The sequence below is a fragment of the Tateyamaria omphalii genome, assembly GCF_019802125.1.
GTDB classification, from domain to species: Bacteria; Pseudomonadota; Alphaproteobacteria; order Rhodobacterales; family Rhodobacteraceae; genus Tateyamaria; species Tateyamaria omphalii_B.
In genome coordinates, this window is record NZ_JAHVHT010000001.1 from 491600 (window position 1) to 512308 (window position 20709).

The following is a 20709-nucleotide window of genomic DNA, read 5'->3' on the forward strand; positions in this document are numbered from 1 at the left end:
ATGCCTGCGCTCAAGCCCACATCGTTCACTGCCACCATCACTTGGCTCGGCCATGTGCCGAGCCGTGCGGAAAGCTTGCGGGCGGTGCCTGCGGATGCGGTGGATGTGACGCTTGATGGCTTTCCGGGTGAGGACCACGGCGGTCCAACACGCCCGTCCTGTAGCCGTGTGCGCAGCCAGTACACGCCCGGCACCGAGATCAGGAACACGCGGCAATTGTGCATTGTCAGTGCAGAGGAACTGGCGCTGACGGCTGAGACTATGGGGTTGGAACGCATCGATCCGTCTTGGGTCGGTGCATCACTGGTCATTGAGGGTATTCCCAACTTCACCCACGTTCCACCTGCCTCGCGCCTTATGTCCGACAGCGGTGTGGGCATTGCCGTAGACATCGAAAACCGCCCCTGCATCTATCCCGGCAAAGAGATCGAGGCGGAAGCTGAAGGTTTTGGCAAGCTCTACAAGCCTGCAGCGAAGGGGCGGCGGGGCGTCACCGCGTGGGTGGAGCATGGTGGGCGTTTGACGCTGGGTGACACGCTGACGCTGCATGTCCCGGACCAGCCCGTCTGGCCGCATCTGGAGGCCGCGCGGGCGAGCTGACGCAATCGTAAGGCGGAGGTGTCCTCCGCCCATCGCAGGTTTCGCGAGTTTCGCAGTCGTTTCCGAAATGAAACCCTTGGTCCCAATTGGGCCGCTCATATCGTCCAAAATGTCGGAATCGCGCGCATGACCCCTAGGCATGCGCCTGTATGCAGGCCACGAAAGACGTGCCCAATCCAAGGACTGCGGGGAGCATCATGGCCTACAAATCCGACATCGAAATCGCGCGCGAAGCGAACAAGAAACCGATCCAGGAGATCGGTGCCAAGCTGGGCATCGAAAGTGCCGACCTGCTGCCCTACGGCCATGACAAGGCGAAGGTGTCGCAATCTTTCATCAACTCGGTGCAGGACCGTCAGAACGGCAAGCTGATCCTTGTGACTGCCATCAACCCGACCCCTGCGGGCGAGGGCAAGACCACCACGACCGTGGGTCTGGGTGACGGCCTGAACCGCATCGGCAAGAATGCCTGCGTGTGTATCCGCGAAGCATCCCTCGGTCCGAACTTCGGCATGAAAGGTGGGGCCGCTGGCGGTGGCTATGCCCAGGTCGTGCCGATGGAAGAGATGAACCTGCACTTCACGGGTGACTTTCACGCCATTACATCGGCCCATTCGCTGCTGTCGGCGATGATCGACAACCATATCTATTGGGGCAACGAGCTGGAAATCGACACCCGCCGTGTTGTGTGGCGCCGCGTGGTCGACATGAATGACCGGGCGCTGCGCCAGATCACCGCATCTTTGGGTGGTGTCGCCAACGGTTTCCCGCGCGAGGCGGGTTTTGACATCACCGTTGCCTCTGAAGTCATGGCGATCCTGTGTCTCGCCAAGGACCTCAAGGATCTGCAGAAGCGTCTGGGTGACATGATCGTCGCGTACCGTCGCGACCGTTCGCCCGTCTTTGCGCGTGACATCAAGGCGGATGGCGCGATGACGGTTCTGCTCAAGGACGCGATGCAGCCGAACCTCGTGCAGACGCTGGAGAACAACCCGGCCTTTGTGCACGGCGGTCCCTTCGCGAACATCGCGCATGGCTGTAACTCGGTTATCGCGACCACGACGGCCCTGAAGCTGGCGGACTACGTTGTGACCGAGGCGGGCTTTGGTGCGGACCTCGGTGCCGAGAAGTTCATGAACATCAAGTGCCGCAAAGCCGGGCTGGCCCCGTCAGTTGTGGTCTGCGTGGCGACTGTGCGTGCGATGAAGATGAACGGTGGTGTGGCGAAGGCCGACCTGGGTGCTGAGAATGTCGACGCCGTGAAGGCAGGTTGCCCGAACCTCGGCCGTCACATTGAGAACCTGAAATCCTTTGGCGTGCCGGTGGTTGTGGCGATCAACCACTTTGTCACGGACACCGACGCGGAGATCCAGGCGGTCAAGGACTTCGTGGCTGAGCAGGGGGCCGAAGCCATCCTGTCGCGCCACTGGGAACTGGGCTCCGAAGGGTCTGCCGATCTGGCGACCAAGGTTGCTGAACTGGCCGACGCCGACACGGCCAATTTCTCGCCCATCTACCCGGACGACATGCCGCTCGCCGAGAAGATCCAGACCATCGCCAAGCGCATCTACCGCGCGGACGAGGCGCTGATGGACAAGAAGATCCGCGATCAGCTGAAGCTGTGGGAAGAGCAGGGCTATGGCAACCTGCCGGTTTGCATGGCGAAAACGCAATACTCGTTCTCGACCGATCCAAACCTGCGCGGTGCGCCCACGGGCCACTCGGTGCCGGTGCGCGAAGTGCGTCTGAGCGCCGGTGCTGGCTTTATCGTTGCTGTCTGCGGCGAGATCATGACGATGCCGGGCCTGCCGCGGGTTCCGTCCGCTGAAAGCATCATGTTGAACGATGACGGCCAGATCGAAGGTCTGTTCTGATCACAAACCATCTCTCGGCCCCGTCACAAAGCGATGACGGGGCTGAAACCCGATTGACCCGGTGCCGCTTGGGCGGTCAGCGTATCTCCATCACTTGGAGGATGACCCATGACCAGATTACTTGCATTGATTGCCACCCTTGTGTTCGCCACGGCCGCGGTCCACGCACAGGAGCGGTATGAGGGATACTACTACCCCGACGTGACCTCGACCGAGAGTTTCACGCGCGTGATCCGCCAGGCGCCACAGTCCAGCAAGGGCGTGCGTGTTGATTTCGTCACCAACCTGACCGTTGCCCAGCTTGCCGCACCGGAAAGCCCGCGTTTCGTGTTCTTTGCCAAGGGCGAGGATGCCAAGCATCTGAACGTCATCGCCCTGGATGACGACGTGTTTTCGACCCTGTTCCGCGCCCGCGCCGTGCTGGCGCAGATGACATCCAATATGCGCAACAACGATTTCTTCCGCGCGCAAGAGCTGCAATTCGTAGCGACCTTTTTCGATCTGCTGCAACTCATGGAATTCGACACGCTGGTGATCAGCGATGGCGAAACCTGGTCGCATCAGGTGAACTTCGTCCGATAATCAAGGAGACTGAACCCGCATGACCGCGACTGTGATTGATGGAAAGGCCTTTGCGGCCAAGGTACGGGGCCAGGTGGCCGATCATGTGGCCCGCCTGAAAGAGGCGCATGGCATCACCCCCGGTCTTGCGGTTGTGCTGGTGGGCGAGGACCCCGCGAGCCAGGTCTATGTCCGCTCGAAAGGCAAGATGACCGTCGAGGTCGGCATGAAGAGCGTCGAGCATAAGCTGGATGCCGACACGTCCGAAGAAGATCTGCTGGCGGTGGTCAAATCGCTGAACGAAGATACTGAGATCCACGGCATTCTGGTGCAGCTTCCGCTGCCGGGCCATCTGAACGAGGATCTGGTGATCAACTCCATCGATCCGGCCAAGGATGTGGACGGGTTCCACATCTCGAATGTTGGTCTGTTGGGGACGGGGCAAAAGTCGATGGTGCCCTGCACGCCGCTGGGCTGCCTGATGATGCTGCGCGATCATCATGGGTCGCTGTCGGGTTTGAATGCGGTCGTCATCGGCCGATCTAACATCGTGGGCAAGCCGATGGCGCAGCTTTTGTTGAACGACAGCTGCACCGTGACCATCGCCCATTCGCGGACCAAGGACATTCAGGACGTGGTGCGCGGCGCGGATGTTGTCGTCGCTGCCGTGGGGCGGCCCGAGATGGTGACGGGTGAATGGATCAAACCGGGGGCGACCGTGATTGACGTGGGCATCAACCGGATTGACGCGCCGGAAAAGGGCGAAGGCAAGACGCGGCTTGTGGGCGATTGCGACTATGACAGCTGCGCCGAGGTGGCCGGAGCCATCACGCCTGTGCCGGGCGGTGTGGGGCCGATGACCATTGCGTGCCTTCTGGCGAACACCGTGACGGCGTGCTGCCGGGCGAACGGCTTGGCGGAGCCGGAGGGCTTAACGGCCTAAGGTGGTGGGGCGGAGGACACCTCCGCCTTACGATTTTGTCCCAGACCATTGGGCCTTGCGTGCGGCGAAGAAGGTTTTGCCATCTTTGTCGCACGGAAAGACGACCTATGCGGCCCCGCGTGGCATGGGCACCTGCACTGGTTTGGGGCCGGTGAGTATCGCAGTTGCGTCGTGGCGCATCAGCTTTGTCAGTACCATATCGTGGCTGCGCAGCCCGCCTGTATAGGTGCCGTAGGCGGGCAGGATCAGCTTGTCGCTGTCGATCAGGAAGGCCGGGCGCGAGATGGCGCGGGCGCGCGTCTGCAGCGTGGCCTTGGGGTGGTAATGGCCCGACACTTCGCCTGTGGCGCCGGGTTCGGCGATGTGGCGGAAGGTGAGCGGGCCGATGGGCAGTTCGGCGAGATGCGTGCCGCCGAATTCGATGGGGCCTGGATCGTGGTTGCCTTCGATCCAGATCCAGCGGCGACCGGCTTGCAGTCGGGTGATCCAGAGCTGTTCCTCTTCGGGCAGGCTGCGTGCGGCGGTGAGGTCGTCGAAGCTGTCGCCGAGGCAGATGACGGTGCGCGCGCCTGTTGCGTCGAGATCGGCGGCGAGGCGGGTGAGCGTGTCGCGGGTTTCGTAGGGCGGCAGGTGGATGCCGTTGCGCCGTGCGATGCGTTCGGCCTTGCCCAGATGGAGATCGGAGACGCACAGGAGGTTCTTGTCTGGCCAGTGGAGAGCGCCGGAACCGAGCGCTTTGAGCGCGGCGCCAGCGAGGGATAGATCGCAAGTGTTCATTTTTTGTTCATACGCCTGCGCAGGGGGCGCATCAAGATGCGCCTTACGGTTGGGGCTCTGCCCCAAACCCCGAAGTTTATCTGGCAAGATGAAGGTGGATCAGAAAGGCACGCGCCATTCTTTCTTTCTGGGTTCTGGTGGCAAGCCAGCCGTGGTCATGAGGCGCTCGGCTTCTTCGGCAAGGAGCTTCTCTTCGGCCAGCCCTTTAATTGGGACGCGGCCCACTTCGAGCATGAGTGGCGCGGCGAGTGGCGTGACGCGGTTGTGTTCGATCAGGTCGATCCTGTCGCCGATGCGGGCGCACATTTCCTCGATCCGGCCGAAGTCGACGAGGCCGCGCATGGCTTCTTCGCGGGTGATCTGCAGCATGAGGTGGTCGGGGTCATATTTGGCCAGCGTGTCGTAGAGGATGTCGGAGCTGAATGTGGCCTGCCTGCCCGTTTTACGGTTCGAGGGCAGGTTGCGTTCGATGAGACCCGCGATGGTGGCCGAAGCGCGGAAGGTGCGTTTCATCACGGCGTTGCCGGCAAGCCAGGTGTCCAGGCCATTGCGGAGCGCGTCGATGTCAAAAAGGGGCTGCGGGTCGGTGATTTTTTCGAGGCCCCAGATCAGGGTGGCATAGTCCGTCGCGAGGAAGCCCAGGGGGTTGAGGCCGGTTTCTTCCATGCGCTTGGTGAGCAGAAGTCCCAATGTTTGCATAGCGTTACGACCCGCAAAGCCGTAGACGGCGGTGTGGATGCGGTTGTCGTGCGGGAAGCTTTCAATCAGCAGGCGGCCCGGTTCGGGGAGGCGGCTGACCTCGCGTTGGAGCGTCAACCATTCTGAGGTGTGTGGGGGTAGGGCGGGCCACGTGTCCTGCTGGAACATCTCGATGATGCGGTGGGAAAGCTGGGTGGAGGTGGCGAACTTGGTGCCGAGGAAGGTGGCGATCTTGGGCTTCTTGGCGGCGTCGCGGGTCACTTGGACGGTCATTTCGCGCAAGGAGTCGTAGCGCACGATTTGGCCGCCGATGAGGAACGTATCGCCTTGGGTTAGGGTGGCGGCGAAGCCTTCTTCGATCTCGCCCAGCGGTTTGCCGCCGCGGCCTTTCCAGCGGACCTTGACCGTGTCGGTGTCCTGAATGGTGCCGATGTTCATGCGGATGCGTTGGGCGCTGCGCGGGTCGCGCAACTGCCAGTGGCCGTCAGGGCGTTGGAGCAGGCGTTTCAACTGGTCGTAGGCGCGCAGGGCGTAGCCGCCGGTGGCGCAGAAATCGAGGCAGGCGTCGAATTCTTCTTTTGTTAGAGTGCTATAGGCGCCGGTGCTCTTCACCTCTTGGTAGAGGTTCATCGCATCGAACGGGCCCGCGCAGGCGCGTATCAGGATGTGTTGGCAGAGCACGTCGCGGGGACCCGGACCGCGCGGATCGCCGTCGAGCGCGCCCTCGTGCACGGCGTCGAGGGCGGCGACGCATTCGACCACCTCGAACCGGTTGGCGGGCACGAGCAGCGCCTTGGACGGCGCGTTGTAGCGGTGGTTGGCGCGGCCGATGCGTTGGACGAGGCGTTTGACATTTTTGGGAGCGCCGACCTGGATGATCAGGTCGACGTCGCCCCAGTCGATGCCGAGGTCGAGCGTGCCGGTGCAGACGATGGCCTTGAGCTGCCCGTCGACCATGGCCTGTTCGACCTTTTCGCGTTGCTGGCGGTCGAGGCTGCCGTGGTGGATGCCGATGGGCAGTTGCTCTTCATTGGCGAGCCAGATGTTGTGGAAATAGAGCTCGGCCTGGGCGCGGGTGTTGTGGAAGATGAGGGTGGTTTTGTGTTTCTTCACCTCTTCCAACACTGCCGGGATGGCGTATTTGCCGCCTGAGCCGGACCAGGGGGGGGGGGCGTCTGTGACCAACATCTGGATGTCGGGGGGCGGGCCTGGGTCTGCATGTAGTATGTCGCAGGGGTCCGGGTGTTTGGCGAGGAGGTGGGCGATGGCTTGTGGATCCTCGACCGTGGCCGACAGGCCGACGCGCTTCAGATCGGGGCGGAGGGCCTGGAGGCGCGACAGGGCGAGGAACATCTGGTCGCCGCGTTTGCTTTCGGCGAGCGCGTGGATTTCATCGACGATCACCCGTTTGAGACCAGCGAACATGCGCGGGGCGTCTTCGTAGCTGGTGAGCAGGGCGAGGCTTTCCGGGGTCGTCAAAAGGATGTGTGGCGGGTCGGCGCGTTGGCGTTTTTTCTGGGTTTGGGAGGTGTCGCCGGTCCGGTCCTCGATGCGGATGTCGAGGCCCATTTCCTCGACCGGGGTGCGGAGATTTCGTTTGATATCAGCGGCTAAGGCCTTGAGCGGGGAGATGTAGAGGGTGTGTAGCCCCGCGTGTTCGTTTGTTGTCAGGTCGGCCAGCGTGGGCAGGAAACCGGCGAGGGTCTTGCCGCCGCCTGTGGGGGCGATCAGAAGAAGAGCGGGGTCGTGGGCGCGGTCCAGCATCTGTTGCTGGTGGGGGTGGATGGACCAGCCTTTGGACGTGAACCAGTCGGTGAAGATTTGGGGGAGGGTGGTCATGGAGCGCAATGTAGCGGGTGGGGCGCCTGTGGGAAGTGCGGGAGCCTCCCCTTTCGGTGGGGAAACCCACCTTTCGGGCAATGGGCGGAAGTTTATTTGGCGAAATGAAGATGCTGTCGATTCGCGTGCGGATTTACCCAATGTTCATTGAGCTTAAGGGCGTATGGCAGGGTGTCACCCCCCGTGCACCATCCGTACACCCCCTGTGCACCCCCAACGGGCGGTTGGGCGGTGGTTAACGCAACGTACGGTGGGGTGTTTTGGCGGGCTGAAGCCCGCCCTACCGCTTCAAGAGGTCCTGGGGCGGAGTTGCAGGATCGTCGCCTGCACCTGTTTTGGCAGAGACGTGTCGGCATCCGCGGGGGCGGCGTCGAGGGCGGCGTCCACGTCCTTGACCAGGATACCGATGGAATTGTCGGGCGCGTAGCCGTGTTTGGCGAACTCGATTGTGTTGAAGCCGGAGGCGAGCCAGTTCTGGCCCGAAGATGTCTCGATCAGGTTCAGGAGGTGCTGGGTGTCCAGCCCGGCCTCATCCGCCCAGTCGAGCACGAGGCGCGTCATGGCGGTGTGCGAGGCGGCGAGCAGGTTGTTCAGCACTTTGGTCTGCATTCCTGCGCCGAAGTCCCCCATGTGGTGGAAGTGCTCGCCCATGAGCGCCAGCAGGGGCGTGGCGTCTGCGATGTCGCGATCTGACCCGCCCAGCATGAAGCTGAGCCTGCGGTCTTCTGCGGCGATGGCGGCACCGGACATGGGTGCGTCGATCAGCGTGATGTGATCCGGGATACGGGTGCGCAGGTCGCGCACATAGCGGGGCGAGAGTGTGGAGCAGATGAAGATCCGCCGCAGATTAGGTGCCGTGCCCATCAGGTTCTGTGTGTCAAAGAGGAGGGCGTCAGTCTGTTCCTCGTCTCGGACGACTGAGAACAAAGTCTCCAGCTTTGGCGCGAAAGCCATTATGTTGGTCGTCGCATAGCGGGGGCCCGGATGGACCACGTCGAACCCCATGGCGTCCACACCGCCATCGCGCAGGGCCTCCAGCATCGGCAGCCCCATGCGCCCACATCCCGCGAGCCCGATCATTTGACGATATGCTCGTCCTTGACGAACATGTTGGCCCAGGCCCGGTCGATGAGGTCGGGACGCATTTGTAGCGGGATGCCTTCGAAGTTGCAGATCGCGACCATCTGGTCGATCAGGAAGTTCGGTTGGTAGTTGGCGTAGATGTTGTCGATGGTCGGGTATTTGACCTTTAGGAGGTGCACGAGGGCTTCCTCGTTCAGGGCCATCCCTTTCTTCTTGGCCACCATGGCAAAGATTTTCAGGAAGTTCGCCTGGTCGGGGCCGTCGATCTTGATCTTGAAGAAGATCCGGCGCAGGGCCGCCTGGTCGAAGATCTCATTCGGGTGGAAGTTGGTCGAGAAGACGACCAGCGTGTCGAAGGGCACTTCGAATTTTTCGCCCGATTGCAGGGCGAGGATGTCCTTGGACTCCTCGAGCGGTACGATCCAGCGGTTCACGAGTGCCTGCGGCGGTTCGGCCTGGCGGCCCAAGTCGTCCACGATGAAGATACCGCCGGTGGATTTAAGCTGCAGCGGGGCCTGATATGTGCGGGCCGTGGGGTTGTAGACGAGGTCGAGCATGTCCAGTGACAGCTCACCCCCGGTGATCACCGTGGGCCGTTCGCATTTGACGTAGCGCTTGTCATAGGGTGTCACGCGGCGCAGCGATGTCGGGTCCTGCGCGTCTTCGGGGGCGAGGACGTGGACGATGGGGTCATAGACCGTGATCACCTGGCCCGCATATTCGATGGCGCGCGGGACATAGACATTGTCCCCCAGCGCGTCGCGGATGCCGTTGGAGATCGAGGATTTACCATTGCCGGGGGGGCCGTACATCAGGATCGAGCGGCCGGCCGAGACGGCGGGGCCAAGCTGGTCCAGCAGGTCTTCGGGTAGGACGAGGTGGCCCATGGCGCCGGTGAGCTGCTGTCGTGTGACCATGATGTTGCGGATGGACTGGCGCTTGACCTGCTCGCGGTAGACGTCGAGCGGGACGGGCATGGCGCCGAAATATTCGGATTGGGCCAGCGCGTCGAGCGCGCGTGCCTTGCCGCCGTCGGTCAGCTGGTAGCCCATCTCATTGCCATTGTTGGCGTTGAGCGTGCCTGTCGCCTCCATCAGCCGCTGGTCGCGGCACATGTCGATCAGTTCCTGTACCACGGGGATGGGCAGGCACATCGCGACGGACAGGTCCGAAACCATGTCGAGGTTCTTGCGGAACATGGTTTTGAGCAGGATGTCCCGCATCATGACCACGGGCAGTTGCATGTCCTGCAACCGTTTCGGCGCCGGGGGCGCGATCACGTCCGAGACTTGCATGTTCATGGGGTTGGCCTGTGCTCTGCTGCGTTTCGTTTTGTCTGACGTAACGCAGCAGTTCGGCCAAATTGTGACCTTAAAGGGTCAAGAGCCGTACATGGCGGCGAGGCAGAGGTAGATCGCCAGCGTGGGGCCGAGGGCAAAGCCCATGGGGAATTTGCGGCCTTGCTGGCTCCAACTGGCCCAGTTGGGGGCGTAGTTGCGCAAGCGTGTGCGCTTGGCAATTGTGTGGACCGCGTAGGCGGCCAGCAGGACGGCGGCAAAGAGTGCCATGAGCAGGCGGATGTCGCCCACTGCCACGTAGGGGGCTGCGGCGGCAAGGAATTTGGCGTCGCCTGCGCCCATGGCCCCTGCGGCGTTCAGGGCGATACCGGCAAGCAGCACGATGCTCAGATGGGCGAGTTGCCAGAGATAGGCGTCAAACGGGTAGAGGAACGGGCCCAAGGCCGCGAAGATCGCGGCCATCGTCACGACCGTGGGGTTCGTGATCCGCATCTCGGCCAGATCGGTATAGGCCACGTAGAGGCAAAGCGGGACAAGCAGTGGCAGGAACCACAGCGCGACCGAGGCCGAGAGTGCCATGTCAGATTACCCGTTCGAGACGTTGTTTTCGAGCGCGCGGAGCGAACGCACGGCGGCTTCGAAATGCTGGGGGTGCGTTTCGATGGCGTCGCGCAGGAGGCCTTTGCCGGTTTGCAGATCGCCTTTCTTCACGGCCGCGAGGCCCAGCGTGTGCAGAAGTTGTGCGCGTTCGGTCTGGTCCATCGGGATCACGGGCAGGGCGTAGTTGCCTTGGGCGCCGCGGGCGAGGATCAGGTTGTTCTTGGCAGTGAACAGGCTGGGATCCTGGCGGATCGCGTCGGTGAAGAGCCGTTCGGCATCGTTGAAGTCACCGCGCGTCAGCTTGGAGTAGCCCCAGTTGTTCAGCACGCCCGAAGGACGCGTCGTCAGGCCCACTGCGGTTTCATAAAAGCTGTCGGCCTTTTTCCACTCTTGGTTGCTGTCCGCGATCAGAGCCTCGAGCCGGTAGCGTTTGAAAGTCTCGACGGTCGGGGGGACTTTGTCCAGTTCTTCTTCGGCGCGGGACCAGTCGCCAGCGCGCAGGAGGGCGTCGGCGTAGTCGACGCGGTCGTCATTGGTGACGCCGTTCATTTCGACCAGTTTGGCATAGGCGGATGTGGCTTCGGTGTAGCGTTTGGCACGCACGAGGCTGGTGGCGAGACCGCGATGCGCGTCGATGCGGTCGGGGTTTTCCTTGACCGTGCGGTTGAAGTAGGCGACCGCCTCATTCGGGTCGGCGACGGTCAGCATCACGTCGCTGAGGTTGGACTCGTCCACCACGTTCACGTCTTGAAACGCGCGTTCAACGGTTTCGTCGGCGTTCTTCTCACCGCATGCAGCAAGGGCCGTCATGCCTGCCAGTGAGACGGCCAAAATCACGGAGTGGCGCATGTTTGCGTCCTTTTTCCTGCTCGTTCGCGCCGTGCTTTTCCTGCCCGGTCGCATCCCTTTTCTTGCGCCCCGAAAAGCGCAGCCTCAGACCCACCCCAGGGTGGGCAAATCAAGATGCAGTGCGGATAAGAAAGTCACTGCTGCCTCGACGGACCAGTTTATACTGGCTCTCATTGTCAATCACGGTAGCAGAATTTTCGGATTTTGCGAGTGCCAAGCGTAAATTATCCCGAATAAGTGTGCTTTCTCCGTCATCCAGGGCGAAAGCCTTGCGGAAGATCTGGATCGCTTCGAAGGTTTCGCCCCGTTCCATCAGCACGACACCGAGGTTGTTGAGGTCTTCGGGGTAGGGGTCGAATTCGGTGGTTGCGCGGCGCAGGAGCTTTTCGGCCTGGTTCAGACGGCCAAGGCCGAGGTTGGCGGTGCCGAGGCCGGACAGGATTTCAGCGTCAAAGCCGCCGCGGTCGAGGGCGGCGCGGTTGAAGGAGCGGATCGCGAGTTCAAATTCGCCAGCGGCAATCAGGCGGTGGCCCACCTCGACTCCGTCGACGCCCTGGGCCCGGCGGTCGACGCCCGGCGCGAACGGGCCGGTCTGGGAAGCGTCGATGCGCGGTTCACCACAGGCCGAAACGACAAGTGCGAGGATCAGGGCCGTGATGACCCGTATGCCTGTGATCATGGTGGGCGTTGCCAGGTTGCTCAAACGTCTTGCACCACGCTGACCGATCTGGCCGCGTGGTGCAAAGTCCATAGCACGGGTTCCGGCGTCGGCCTAGTTGCCAAGCGTGTTCAGATTGCCCAATTGCGTGATACCGTGTGCCGAAGGACCCACAAGGATCAACAGAAGCGGTGGCACGGTCAGCATCATCGTCGCGAGCGTCATCTTTGTCGGCAGTTTGTTGGCCGCCTCTTCGGCCCGCATGACGCGCTTGTCCCGCATCTCGCCCGCGTAGACCCGGAGGGCCTCGGCGATGGACGTACCGAAGCTGGTCGACTGGATCAGCACGGTCACAAAGCTGGAGACATCCTGCACACCGCAGCGTTCGCCCATGTCGTTCAGCACGCTCACCTTGTCTTTACCCGCCTTCATCTCGTAGCTGACGACCGAGAATTCATGCGCCAGCGCGGGGTAGGACGCCTGCAACTCGACGGCCACGCGGTTGATGGCCTGATCAAGCGACTGCCCGGCTTCCACGCAGACAAGAAGCATGTCGAGCGAGTCCGGGAAGCCTTGAGTAATCTCTTCCTGCCGCTTGCCGACGCGCTTGTTCACCCAGTATTGCGGCATGTAGTACCCGATGCCGCCGGGGCCGAGTGTGTACATGATGATCTTCTGCGTGCTCATGTTGTCGGTGCCGACAACGAAGTTGGTGTAGACGATGCCGAGGAGCAGACCGGCAACGCCCAGGATGAACTGCGCGGCATGGAACATGCGCACAGCGTCGCGTGACTGGTAGCCCGCCTGCCGCAGCAAAAGCTGGCGTTTGGACATCTCTTCGACATCGTCCGGTTCGAGGAACTTCGAGAACCGTTCGAGCTGTTCGTTGCGGGCACCCTGGCGCAGCCGCTCTTTCTGCGGGCCGGTTGTGACCACGCCTTTCTGAGACTTCTTCAGCTTGGTCAGCGGGTCTTCGGGCTGCTTGAGCATCATGATGACGACGATCACCACCATCATCACGCCAAGCACGCCCGCGATCACGATGGGACCGAGCGGGCCAAGGATGTCCGTTATGGGTTGCAGCAGGGCGTCCATTTTTTCGGTTCCTTACACTTTGATGTTGGTCAGGATGCGCATCACGATCAGGTTGGCACCCAGGAACAGGCCCACCGCGATGCAGGCGGGAATGAAGTAGGCGTGATCGCGCACGTCGTCATAGTAGTTCGGGTCGCTCACGTTGATCACGATCAGCGCCACGATGGGGAAGGCCGACAGGAACTTGCCCGACCACTTTGCCTCGGCCGTGATCGCCTTGACCCGGCGGAACAGACGGAAACGGGCCCGGATCACCTTGGCCAGACCGGCGAGGATCTCGGCCAGGTTACCACCCGACTGCTGCTGGATCGTCACGGCAACCGACAGAAAGCGCAAATCCTGCATGTCGAGCCGTTCGGCCATGTCCTTGAGGCTTTCGCCCACGTCGCGGCCAAAGGCGGCTTCGTCCGCGATAAGTCCGAATTCCGAAGCCAGGGGGTCTTTGACTTCTTTGGACACGATCTGGATGGCTGAGCTGAACGGGTGACCGACGCGCAGGCTGCGCACCATGAGTTCCACGGCGTCTGGCAGTTGTTCTTCGATCATGCTGAGGCGCTTGTTGGCTTTGGACGAGACCCAGAAGTAGACCGCACCGATGCCGATGCCGACGGCAAGCAGGATGCGAACAGGTGTTTCGGTCGCCGTGCCGACGCTGAGACCTATGAAGGCCACGACCGACAGGCCGGCCATGATCATGATGAGCTGTTGCGGCGAAAAGGCGATGGCCGCCTTTTGTGCTTTTTCGGCGAGCAGGGAGTAGAGCGGGATGGACCGCGCGCCCATGTGCTGCTGCATCTCCTTGCGGAGTTGTTCGAGCACTTCCTCGCGCCGGCCACCGGCCTTGTTCAGCATCTCGAGCCGGCGATTGACGCGGCTGTTGAGGCTGATGGATTTGCCGAAGGCGACGAGGTACAGGCCCTCGACCAAAACAAGGACGCCGATGAAGATCAGGCCGTAGATAATTGGTTCTGCGCTCATTTTCTCAGATCCTTACTGGGCGGCCACGGGTTCGTAGATCGATGCGGGCAGGTCGTAGCCCCACAGGCGGAAGCGTTCGGAGTAGTGCGAGCGCACGCCGGTGGCGGTGAAGTGACCGATGATCTTGTTGTCGGGTGTCAGTCCCACGCGCTGGAAGCGGAAGACTTCCTGCATGGAGATCACGTCGCCTTCCATCCCGGTGATTTCGGTGATGGAGGTCATGCGGCGGGAGCCGTCCTGCAGACGCGACGCCTGCACGATGAGGTTCACAGCCGATGAGATCTGGGACCGGACCGCCTTGATCGGCATTTCGATCCCGGCCATGGCGATCATGTTTTCCAGACGCGAAACACCATCACGGGCGGAGTTGGCGTGGATCGTGGTCATCGATCCGTCGTGGCCGGTGTTCATAGCCTGAAGCATGTCGATGACTTCCTCGCCACGCGTTTCACCCACGATGATGCGGTCGGGGCGCATACGAAGCGCGTTTTTCAGACAGTCGCGCGGGGACACCTCGCCCTTGCCCTCGACGTTGGGCGGGCGGCTTTCCATGCGGCCCACATGGGTCTGTTGCAACTGCAGTTCCGCAGTGTCTTCGATCGTCAGGATACGCTCGGCATTGTCGATGAAAGACGACAGCGCGTTGAGCGTGGTCGTTTTCCCGGACCCAGTACCGCCGGATACGATGACATTCAGGCGTGTGGCGACCGCGGCTTGCAGATATGCGGCCATTTCCTCGGTAAAGGCGCCGAAATTCACCAGGTCGTCGATGCCCAGCTTGTCCTTTTTGAACTTACGAATGGAGACGAGGGAGCCGTCCACCGCGATGGGGGGCACCATGGCGTTGAAACGCGAGCCGTCTTGCAGACGGGCGTCCACGTAGGGGTTTGATTCATCCACGCGGCGGCCCACGGCGCTCACGATCTTGTCGATGATGCGCAGAAGGTGGCGTTCGTCCTTGAACGTGATGTCGGTGAGTTCCAGCTTACCGGCGCGTTCCACAAAGATCTGCTGCGGGCCGTTGACCAGAATATCGTTGACTGTTTCGTCTTTCAGGAGCGTTTCGAGCGGGCCAAGGCCCGTCACTTCGTCAAACAGTTCCTGATTCAGGGTCTGGCGATCTTCACGGTTGAGGATGATGTTCTTTTCCGTCAGCACTTCAGACGAGATGGCGCTGATTTCCTGGCGCAGGTCCTGTTCGCTCGCGTGCTCAAGGGCCGCGAGGTTCAGGTTGTCCAGCAATGCGCGGTGCAGTTCGAGCTTGATCTCGCCCAGACGCTCCTTGCGCTTGCGCTCTTTGTCCATTGGCGTGACGGTTGCGGGCTTGGCCGGTGGGGCCTTGCGCGCGATCTTTGCCTTGGCGTCCGCCTTGGGCAGTTCCGCAACCTTTTCTTCGGGTGCGGCTGCGGCGGGTTTGGGTGCGGGTTTTTTGTACTTGGAAAACATCGAGGGACCCCGGGGTTGTCGGATCACGCCGCTTTGGCGTGGTCCTCGCTGAGTTCATGGATGGAGGCTGCGAGTTTTGCGATTTCGCGGCGCAACGGGTTCTTGGTGGCTGAGCTGGCGAGCGGAACACCATGGTCCGCGCCTTGGCTGATCGGTTTGCCGCCGTCGGGCAATTGCACCTCGACCGAGATGTCGAGGCTTTCCGACAGGCGTTTGACCCGCGCCTTGCCGCCCAGATCGGTGAATTTGGGCGCGCGGTTCAGCACGTAGCGCAGTTTTTCGACGGGCAGTTCTTCGGATTGCAGGGCCCGCTTGAAGCGCAGCGTGTTCTGGGCCGAGCGCATGTCCATTTCGAGCGTTGTGAAGTAGAGATGCGAGGCGGTCAGCACCGTCTCGGTCCACTGCACAAGGGTCGAGGGCATGTCGATCACGACATAGTCGAAATGTGCGCGCGCCATTTCCACGATGCGGCTGATGTCTTCGGCCGTGACGAGATCAAGCGGGATCATGTCCGACGGCGCAGTCAACACCTGCAGCTTTTCTTCGAATGTCAGGAGTGACTGGCCAAAGATTTCGTCGTCCATGCTTTCGGTATCCGACAGCATCTCGAACACGGCTTCGCGACGGGGCAGGTCCAGATAGGTGGAGGCCGAACCAAACTGCATGTCAAAGTCCAGAAGGCAGACCGAGGGTGTTTCACCCTCGCACAACAGGGCCAGTTCCCAGGCCAGGTTCACAGCCAGTGTCGTTGCGCCGGTGCCACCGGCGACGCCGTGGCAGACGAAAACTGCGCCCTGTTTGTCAGTGCCGGACTTGAGATTGGCGGTACGCTCGCTTTCGACAGGTTGCGGCTGGCCGGCTGCTTGCAAGCGGTCGATGGCCTGTTGCAACTCACCTTCGGGCAAGGGGTAGGGGACAAACTCATCCGCGCCCTGGCGCAGCAATTGGTGCAGTGCTGCGGGCGTGACGTCCTCCGCAATCAGGATGACCTTGATACCGCGCGCTTTGGCTTGCGTGATGATTTCGCCCAAAAGGATCAGGTTGTCCTCGTCCTCCTCATCAAGGGCCAGAGCCACGAATTCCATGGCCTCCGCTTCGGGCTGATTGAAAAAGGCCAATGCCTCGGCAAAGCCGAGATCGCCCCATGCTTCACCGAGGGCGTGTTCCATGTCCTCGATCAGCAAATCGAAATTCTGCACATCGCGGCTGATGGTGCAGGCCGTGATCGGGGCCGTTTCCGGTTGTGGCATTACGCTGCTCATTGCCCACTTTCCCTTTGTTCAAAGAGCACGCCCCGAAAATGCTGTTCCAGCAGGCGGGAGCGGTTGCTCTTGCCCGGTTCTTTTCACCGGGCGTAGGTGTTCTCTGGGAGCAGTGTTCGCAGCGAATTCGGGCGAGATTTGGGCCAAAAAACTCCAATTGTTGGGTATCTCAAAACGATAAAGGGTCCGCAGACAGGATTGTCTGCGGACCCTTCACGCGATTTTTGGGCGACCTGTTTATTCGCTGGTATTGAACTGGCTGCCGGAATTGCCCGTCAGGCCTGTCCTGGCGACGCCGGACTCGACATAGTCGCGATAGATGATCTGTGCGTACTTGCCGTCGAGCACGGTAGGATGCGATTTCACGAAGCCGCTGACCTCGGTCACAGTGCGCCGGTTACGACGTTCGCGGCCTTGCGTAACAATCAGGGGCTGGGTTTCACCGAAGGAGGCAACCGCCTCGAGCCGGGATCGGCTGATCCCCTGCGTCGCCAGGTAGTGAACGACAGCATTCGCACGGGCCAGGCCGAGGCTCTTGTTGTACGCGGCCGAGCCCACGGCGTCGGTGTGACCATAGACGCGGAAGCGGATTTCAGGGAACTGTCGGATCCAGCGGGCTTGTTCGCGAAGCGCATCGCGTGCGCCTGCATCCAGTTGAGACGAGTTGAAGGCGAAATTCACCGTTGTGCCGACTTCGGACGCGAAGCGTTGCGCCAGATCAAAGGTGTACTGGCGTTCGCCCGTCAGAAGAAGGGTGTTGTTGGCCGTTGCGTTGCCGAATTGGCCGGTGTCCACCAACGCGCCCGCTTCACGATAGAACTGGGTGTAGACCGGATCGTTGGACGGGCCACACGCGCCAAGGGCGAGGGTGCCTGCCACTGCAACGGTGAAAATCGGTTTCATGGCCCTGTCCTTAGTCCAACACATAACCATATGAGCCGGAGAAGTCCTGTTTGGCAACCTCACCTGCAGCGCCCTGTTTCGGGGGACGTGTGCCTGCGGCGGTGCGACCATAGAGGAAAAGATCCCGTTCGCTCGGTGGTTTGATCCGGTCGGTGGGCAGTGCAAGTGCGTCGCCGCGAACCGGGGAAACAAGGTGTGCGGTGATGATGATCACCAGTTCCGATTGATCCCGCTGATACGAGGCCGAGCGGAAGAGGGCGCCAAGAACCGGCACATCGCCCAACCAGGGCAACTGGTTGTTGTTGTCGATGAAGTTGTCCTGCAGCAGACCGGCGATGGCAAAGCTTTCACCGTCGCGCAGTTCAACCGTGGTGGCCGTTTCGCGTACGCTGAAGGCATCAACCGTGAAACCGTCGACCGTGATCCCGTTTGTCGGGTCGATGTCAGACACTGTCGCCTCAAGCTCGAGGTTGATCAGGTCCTTGTCGACGACCCGGGGGATGAAGTTGAGCTGGATGCCGAAGGGCTTGAACTCGATGGTGATCACACCGTCTTCCTGTGCGACGGGCACGGGGTATTCGCCACCGGCGAGGAACCGGGCCTCCTGTCCGGACAGAGCAACCAGGTTTGGCTCGGCCAGTGTCCGAACAACGCCTTTGGTTTCAAGGGCTTCCAGCAAAAGGCCCACTTGCGTGTTGCCCGCATTGAAGCCGAACAGGATCGCGCCTGCATTGGCATTGGAGGCTGGCACGTTGCCTGCGAGCGAGTTGGTGATCGCGGCCTGGCCAACGGTCGTGCCGTTGCCGCCGCTGAGGCCCACGTCACCCGACAGGATCGAGCCGCCAAGCGACAGCGACGAGCTGAGCGATTTGGACACGGAGCGGTTCATTTCGGCAAAGCGCACCTTGAGCATCACTTGCTGGATGCCACCGACGCTCATGAGGTTGCTGACGCGCCCTTCGGCATAGCGTTCGGCAAGGTCAAGCGCGCGTTGCAGGCGCGCGGCGGAGGAAACGATGCCAGACAGCACGATACCATCGTTGGCGGTGCGCACTTCGATCTTCTCGCCGGGCAGAATCTGGCGCAGGCGTTCCTTGAATTCGGAGATGTCCGCAGACACGCGCACATTCACATTGGTGATCAAGCGACCGTTGGCATCGAGCAATGTCAGGGTCGTCAGGCCGGGGGCCTTGCCCAACACATAGATGGTGCGATCACTCAGGGACGATATGTCGGCAATCGCAGGGTTTGCGATACTGAGCTCGGCAAATGCCGTGTCGCTTTCCACAACGACCGCGCGATTCATCGGCACGTTCAATGTGGATTCGGTTGACTTGCGTACCACCCGCAGGTTTTCCGCCTGGGCGGTTTCCACGATGGGACCTGCAGCAAAACACAGCCCCAAGAGGGCCGCTTTGAAAATTCCGTCAATGTTCATGTGACCTGCCTTTTTGATCACGCCTCGGTGTCGGGTCTTGGTGCCCGCGATTGCATGCACCATGCGGCAGTTTGGATTTTTTTGCAAGAATCAACGACTTCAGGTGATTCTTTTATGTGGGGAACCGGCAACAGGGGTACAAGTGAAACCGGCGCCACAATGTGGGGCGCCGGCAGTAAGTGCTTGAAAAAGAGGGATCAGTTTGTGCAGGGAATTGGAATCTGCACCACCTCCGCGCCCCGTCGGGTCCGTATGGAGCAAGTCTTTTCCTCTTGCACTTCGACCTTCACTTCCTTGGTCTCAATGCCGAGCAGGGCGCGCTGATCCACTTCGATGGCAGCGGCCACGGTGTCGTCTTCGGCACCCACAAGAGACAGCGACAGGCGGCCGGTCGACTGCGCCTGCGCCAGCTTTGCCACTTGGTCAGGGGCCACGGCCACGGTCACGGTTTGTGCAATCGTCGCGCCATCTAGGTCGCCTGCTGCGTTTTGGTCGATTGCGATCAGTTTGATGGCAGGCTGGATCAATTTGGTCACTTCACCGCGTGCGCCGCCCAGATCCTTTCCGACGCGGCCGGTCCAGTACACATCGACGCGGTCGCCGGGCCGCAGGAATCCCGATACGCCCGAAGCCACGTCCACACGGATTGCAAAGGCTCGCATCCCGCGTTCAAGGCGCGACGTCAGTCCAGCCTCTTCACCCGGTTCGGTCACCTTGACGGCCAGGATGGCTTCGTTCTTTTCCATTGTGCGTAGAACAACGCGTTGCTCGGTCACTCCATCGGGAAAGAGTGGATTGTCGGCGGTGAAAGCACCTTCGGGGAGGGCAGTTTCAGGCCAATCGACCGTGCGAACATCTTTCTGCGTCAGTGCTTCGCCGTATTTCAACTGACGTTCGGCGACGTAGACAGGGATGGTTGGCACGATCTTGTCGCGTTGGGCGCGTTCGGCGGCCAGCGCCGTCTGATATTGCCCGATGTAGTTCTTGGCCATGTATACGGCCCCACCAGCCAGGGCGATCCCGGCAAGCAAAACCAATCCAAATACCATTCGCATTTCAGCACCTCTTTGATTGGGTCCTTGTCCGGATGAGACAGAACCTCTTGCGATCTATATGGCGGCGGATTGTGGCGATTTGTGGGAAGAGGTGGGGAAGCTCGGGGGCAACTGTTTTGATTTGTCCCAAAATGCAAAAAGCCCGCCACGACGTGCGGCAGGCCAATGTAGTGTCATGGAGTTTGGGGGCTATTCGTTGAAAAACTGCCCGTCGAGATACGTGTCGACATTGCCCGCAATGGCAAGGGTGCCGGAGTTCATGCCGTAAATGACAGCAATGGCCAAGCCAACGATGGCGGCGCACAGCACAACCCAGTCAACAGTGACCGCACCGCGTTCGCTGGATTTGAAAGTGTTCAGAAAACGGATCATGGCGGTCCTCTTTAACGATACCGGGATGCCTGGGGATGAAAAAAGGGGCCGCGTCCGGTTGCGGTCACGGCCCCTGTCGTCAGACGGTTACGTCCAGCGATTATTCGGCTGCAGGAATACCGATCGAACCGACGGTCTGCGTGCCCAGGAATTCGTCTGTGGCTGCGGTCAGGTCGGATGCGCCGGTGTAGATCGAGCCGTAAGCAGCGATCGCCAGGCCAACCACAGCAGCGGTCAGAACAACCCAGTCAACCGTCACGGCGCCGTTTTCGTCTTTGCGGAAGTTTTTGATGAACTTGATCATGATTTTGTCCCTCCAAAGGATCAGTAGATTTGCGTTTAACCTCGCCGTCCTTGGTAGGCCGCTCTCTCTCTTTGG

20 protein-coding genes are annotated in these 20709 nt (G+C 61.1%); 4 read left to right on the forward strand and 16 right to left on the reverse strand.

Annotated features, from left to right (window positions below; all coding sequences use genetic code 11):
* From KUV51_RS02435 to folD, 4 genes are all read left to right on the forward strand, one after another.
* Positions 1-600: an MOSC domain-containing protein gene (locus KUV51_RS02435; RefSeq protein WP_222520023.1), complete on the forward strand. Its 600-nt coding sequence runs from the start codon at positions 1-3 to the stop codon at positions 598-600.
* Positions 601-797: 197 nt separating this feature from the next.
* Positions 798-2474 carry a formate--tetrahydrofolate ligase gene (locus KUV51_RS02440; RefSeq protein WP_222520024.1) on the forward strand — a complete coding sequence of 559 codons (1677 nt, stop codon included), beginning with the start codon at positions 798-800 and terminating at the stop codon, positions 2472-2474.
* A 108-nt stretch (positions 2475-2582) separates the two neighbouring features.
* Positions 2583-3056 (forward strand): hypothetical protein, encoded by a 474-nt coding sequence (locus tag KUV51_RS02445; protein ID WP_222520025.1) that lies wholly within the window; start codon positions 2583-2585, stop codon positions 3054-3056.
* 19 nt (positions 3057-3075) lie between these two features.
* A complete protein-coding gene (gene folD, locus KUV51_RS02450) occupies positions 3076-3978 on the forward strand; it encodes a bifunctional methylenetetrahydrofolate dehydrogenase/methenyltetrahydrofolate cyclohydrolase FolD (RefSeq protein WP_222520026.1) in 903 nt (300 codons plus the stop codon).
* A 105-nt stretch (positions 3979-4083) separates the two neighbouring features.
* Here the strand turns inward: folD and pdeM are convergent, their stop codons facing one another.
* The 16 genes from pdeM to KUV51_RS02530 form a co-directional block, all read right to left on the reverse strand.
* Positions 4084-4755 carry a ligase-associated DNA damage response endonuclease PdeM gene (pdeM, locus tag KUV51_RS02455; RefSeq protein ID WP_222520027.1) on the reverse strand — a complete coding sequence of 224 codons (672 nt, stop codon included), beginning with the start codon at positions 4753-4755 and terminating at the stop codon, positions 4084-4086.
* A 99-nt stretch (positions 4756-4854) separates the two neighbouring features.
* Positions 4855-7293 (reverse strand): ligase-associated DNA damage response DEXH box helicase, encoded by a 2439-nt coding sequence (locus KUV51_RS02460; RefSeq protein WP_222520028.1) that lies wholly within the window; start codon positions 7291-7293, stop codon positions 4855-4857.
* A 288-nt stretch (positions 7294-7581) separates the two neighbouring features.
* The gene (locus tag KUV51_RS02465; protein WP_222520029.1) at positions 7582-8373 is read right to left on the reverse strand and encodes an NAD(P)-dependent oxidoreductase; all 792 of its coding nucleotides are present in this window, start codon (positions 8371-8373) and stop codon (positions 7582-7584) included.
* On the reverse strand, positions 8370-9677 hold the full coding sequence (locus KUV51_RS02470) for an ATPase (protein WP_222520030.1): 1308 nt from the start codon (positions 9675-9677) through the stop codon (positions 8370-8372). Before KUV51_RS02470 ends, KUV51_RS02465 begins: the two co-directional genes overlap by 4 nt.
* A gap of 78 nt (positions 9678-9755) precedes the next feature.
* Complete coding sequence (locus KUV51_RS02475; protein ID WP_222520031.1) at positions 9756-10253, reverse strand: prepilin peptidase; 498 nt, start codon at positions 10251-10253, stop codon at positions 9756-9758.
* A 6-nt stretch (positions 10254-10259) separates the two neighbouring features.
* Positions 10260-11123, reverse strand: coding sequence for a tetratricopeptide repeat protein (locus KUV51_RS02480; RefSeq protein WP_222520032.1), 864 nt, complete (start codon positions 11121-11123; stop codon positions 10260-10262).
* A 109-nt stretch (positions 11124-11232) separates the two neighbouring features.
* The gene (locus KUV51_RS02485) at positions 11233-11802 is read right to left on the reverse strand and encodes a tetratricopeptide repeat protein (RefSeq protein WP_222521214.1); all 570 of its coding nucleotides are present in this window, start codon (positions 11800-11802) and stop codon (positions 11233-11235) included.
* A gap of 93 nt (positions 11803-11895) precedes the next feature.
* A complete protein-coding gene (locus tag KUV51_RS02490) occupies positions 11896-12876 on the reverse strand; it encodes a type II secretion system F family protein (RefSeq protein ID WP_222520033.1) in 981 nt (326 codons plus the stop codon).
* Positions 12877-12888: 12 nt separating this feature from the next.
* Positions 12889-13854, reverse strand: coding sequence for a type II secretion system F family protein (locus KUV51_RS02495; RefSeq protein ID WP_222520034.1), 966 nt, complete (start codon positions 13852-13854; stop codon positions 12889-12891).
* 12 nt (positions 13855-13866) lie between these two features.
* Positions 13867-15300, reverse strand: a complete 1434-nt coding sequence (locus tag KUV51_RS02500) for a CpaF family protein (RefSeq protein WP_222520035.1) — start codon at positions 15298-15300, stop codon at positions 13867-13869.
* Between the two features lie 23 nt (positions 15301-15323).
* Positions 15324-16562, reverse strand: a complete 1239-nt coding sequence (locus KUV51_RS02505; RefSeq protein ID WP_222520036.1) for a CpaE family protein — start codon at positions 16560-16562, stop codon at positions 15324-15326.
* Positions 16563-16799: 237 nt separating this feature from the next.
* The gene (locus tag KUV51_RS02510; RefSeq protein WP_222520037.1) at positions 16800-17465 is read right to left on the reverse strand and encodes an OmpA family protein; all 666 of its coding nucleotides are present in this window, start codon (positions 17463-17465) and stop codon (positions 16800-16802) included.
* 10 nt (positions 17466-17475) lie between these two features.
* Positions 17476-18903 carry a type II and III secretion system protein family protein gene (locus KUV51_RS02515; protein WP_222520038.1) on the reverse strand — a complete coding sequence of 476 codons (1428 nt, stop codon included), beginning with the start codon at positions 18901-18903 and terminating at the stop codon, positions 17476-17478.
* 197 nt (positions 18904-19100) lie between these two features.
* Positions 19101-19958: a Flp pilus assembly protein CpaB gene (cpaB, locus tag KUV51_RS02520; RefSeq protein WP_222520039.1), complete on the reverse strand. Its 858-nt coding sequence runs from the start codon at positions 19956-19958 to the stop codon at positions 19101-19103.
* 189 nt (positions 19959-20147) lie between these two features.
* On the reverse strand, positions 20148-20330 hold the full coding sequence (locus tag KUV51_RS02525; RefSeq protein ID WP_222520040.1) for a hypothetical protein: 183 nt from the start codon (positions 20328-20330) through the stop codon (positions 20148-20150).
* Between the two features lie 100 nt (positions 20331-20430).
* Entirely contained in the window at positions 20431-20634 is a 204-nt protein-coding gene (locus KUV51_RS02530; protein ID WP_222520041.1) for a Flp family type IVb pilin, read from the reverse strand.
* Between the last annotated feature and the right edge of the window lie 75 nt (positions 20635-20709).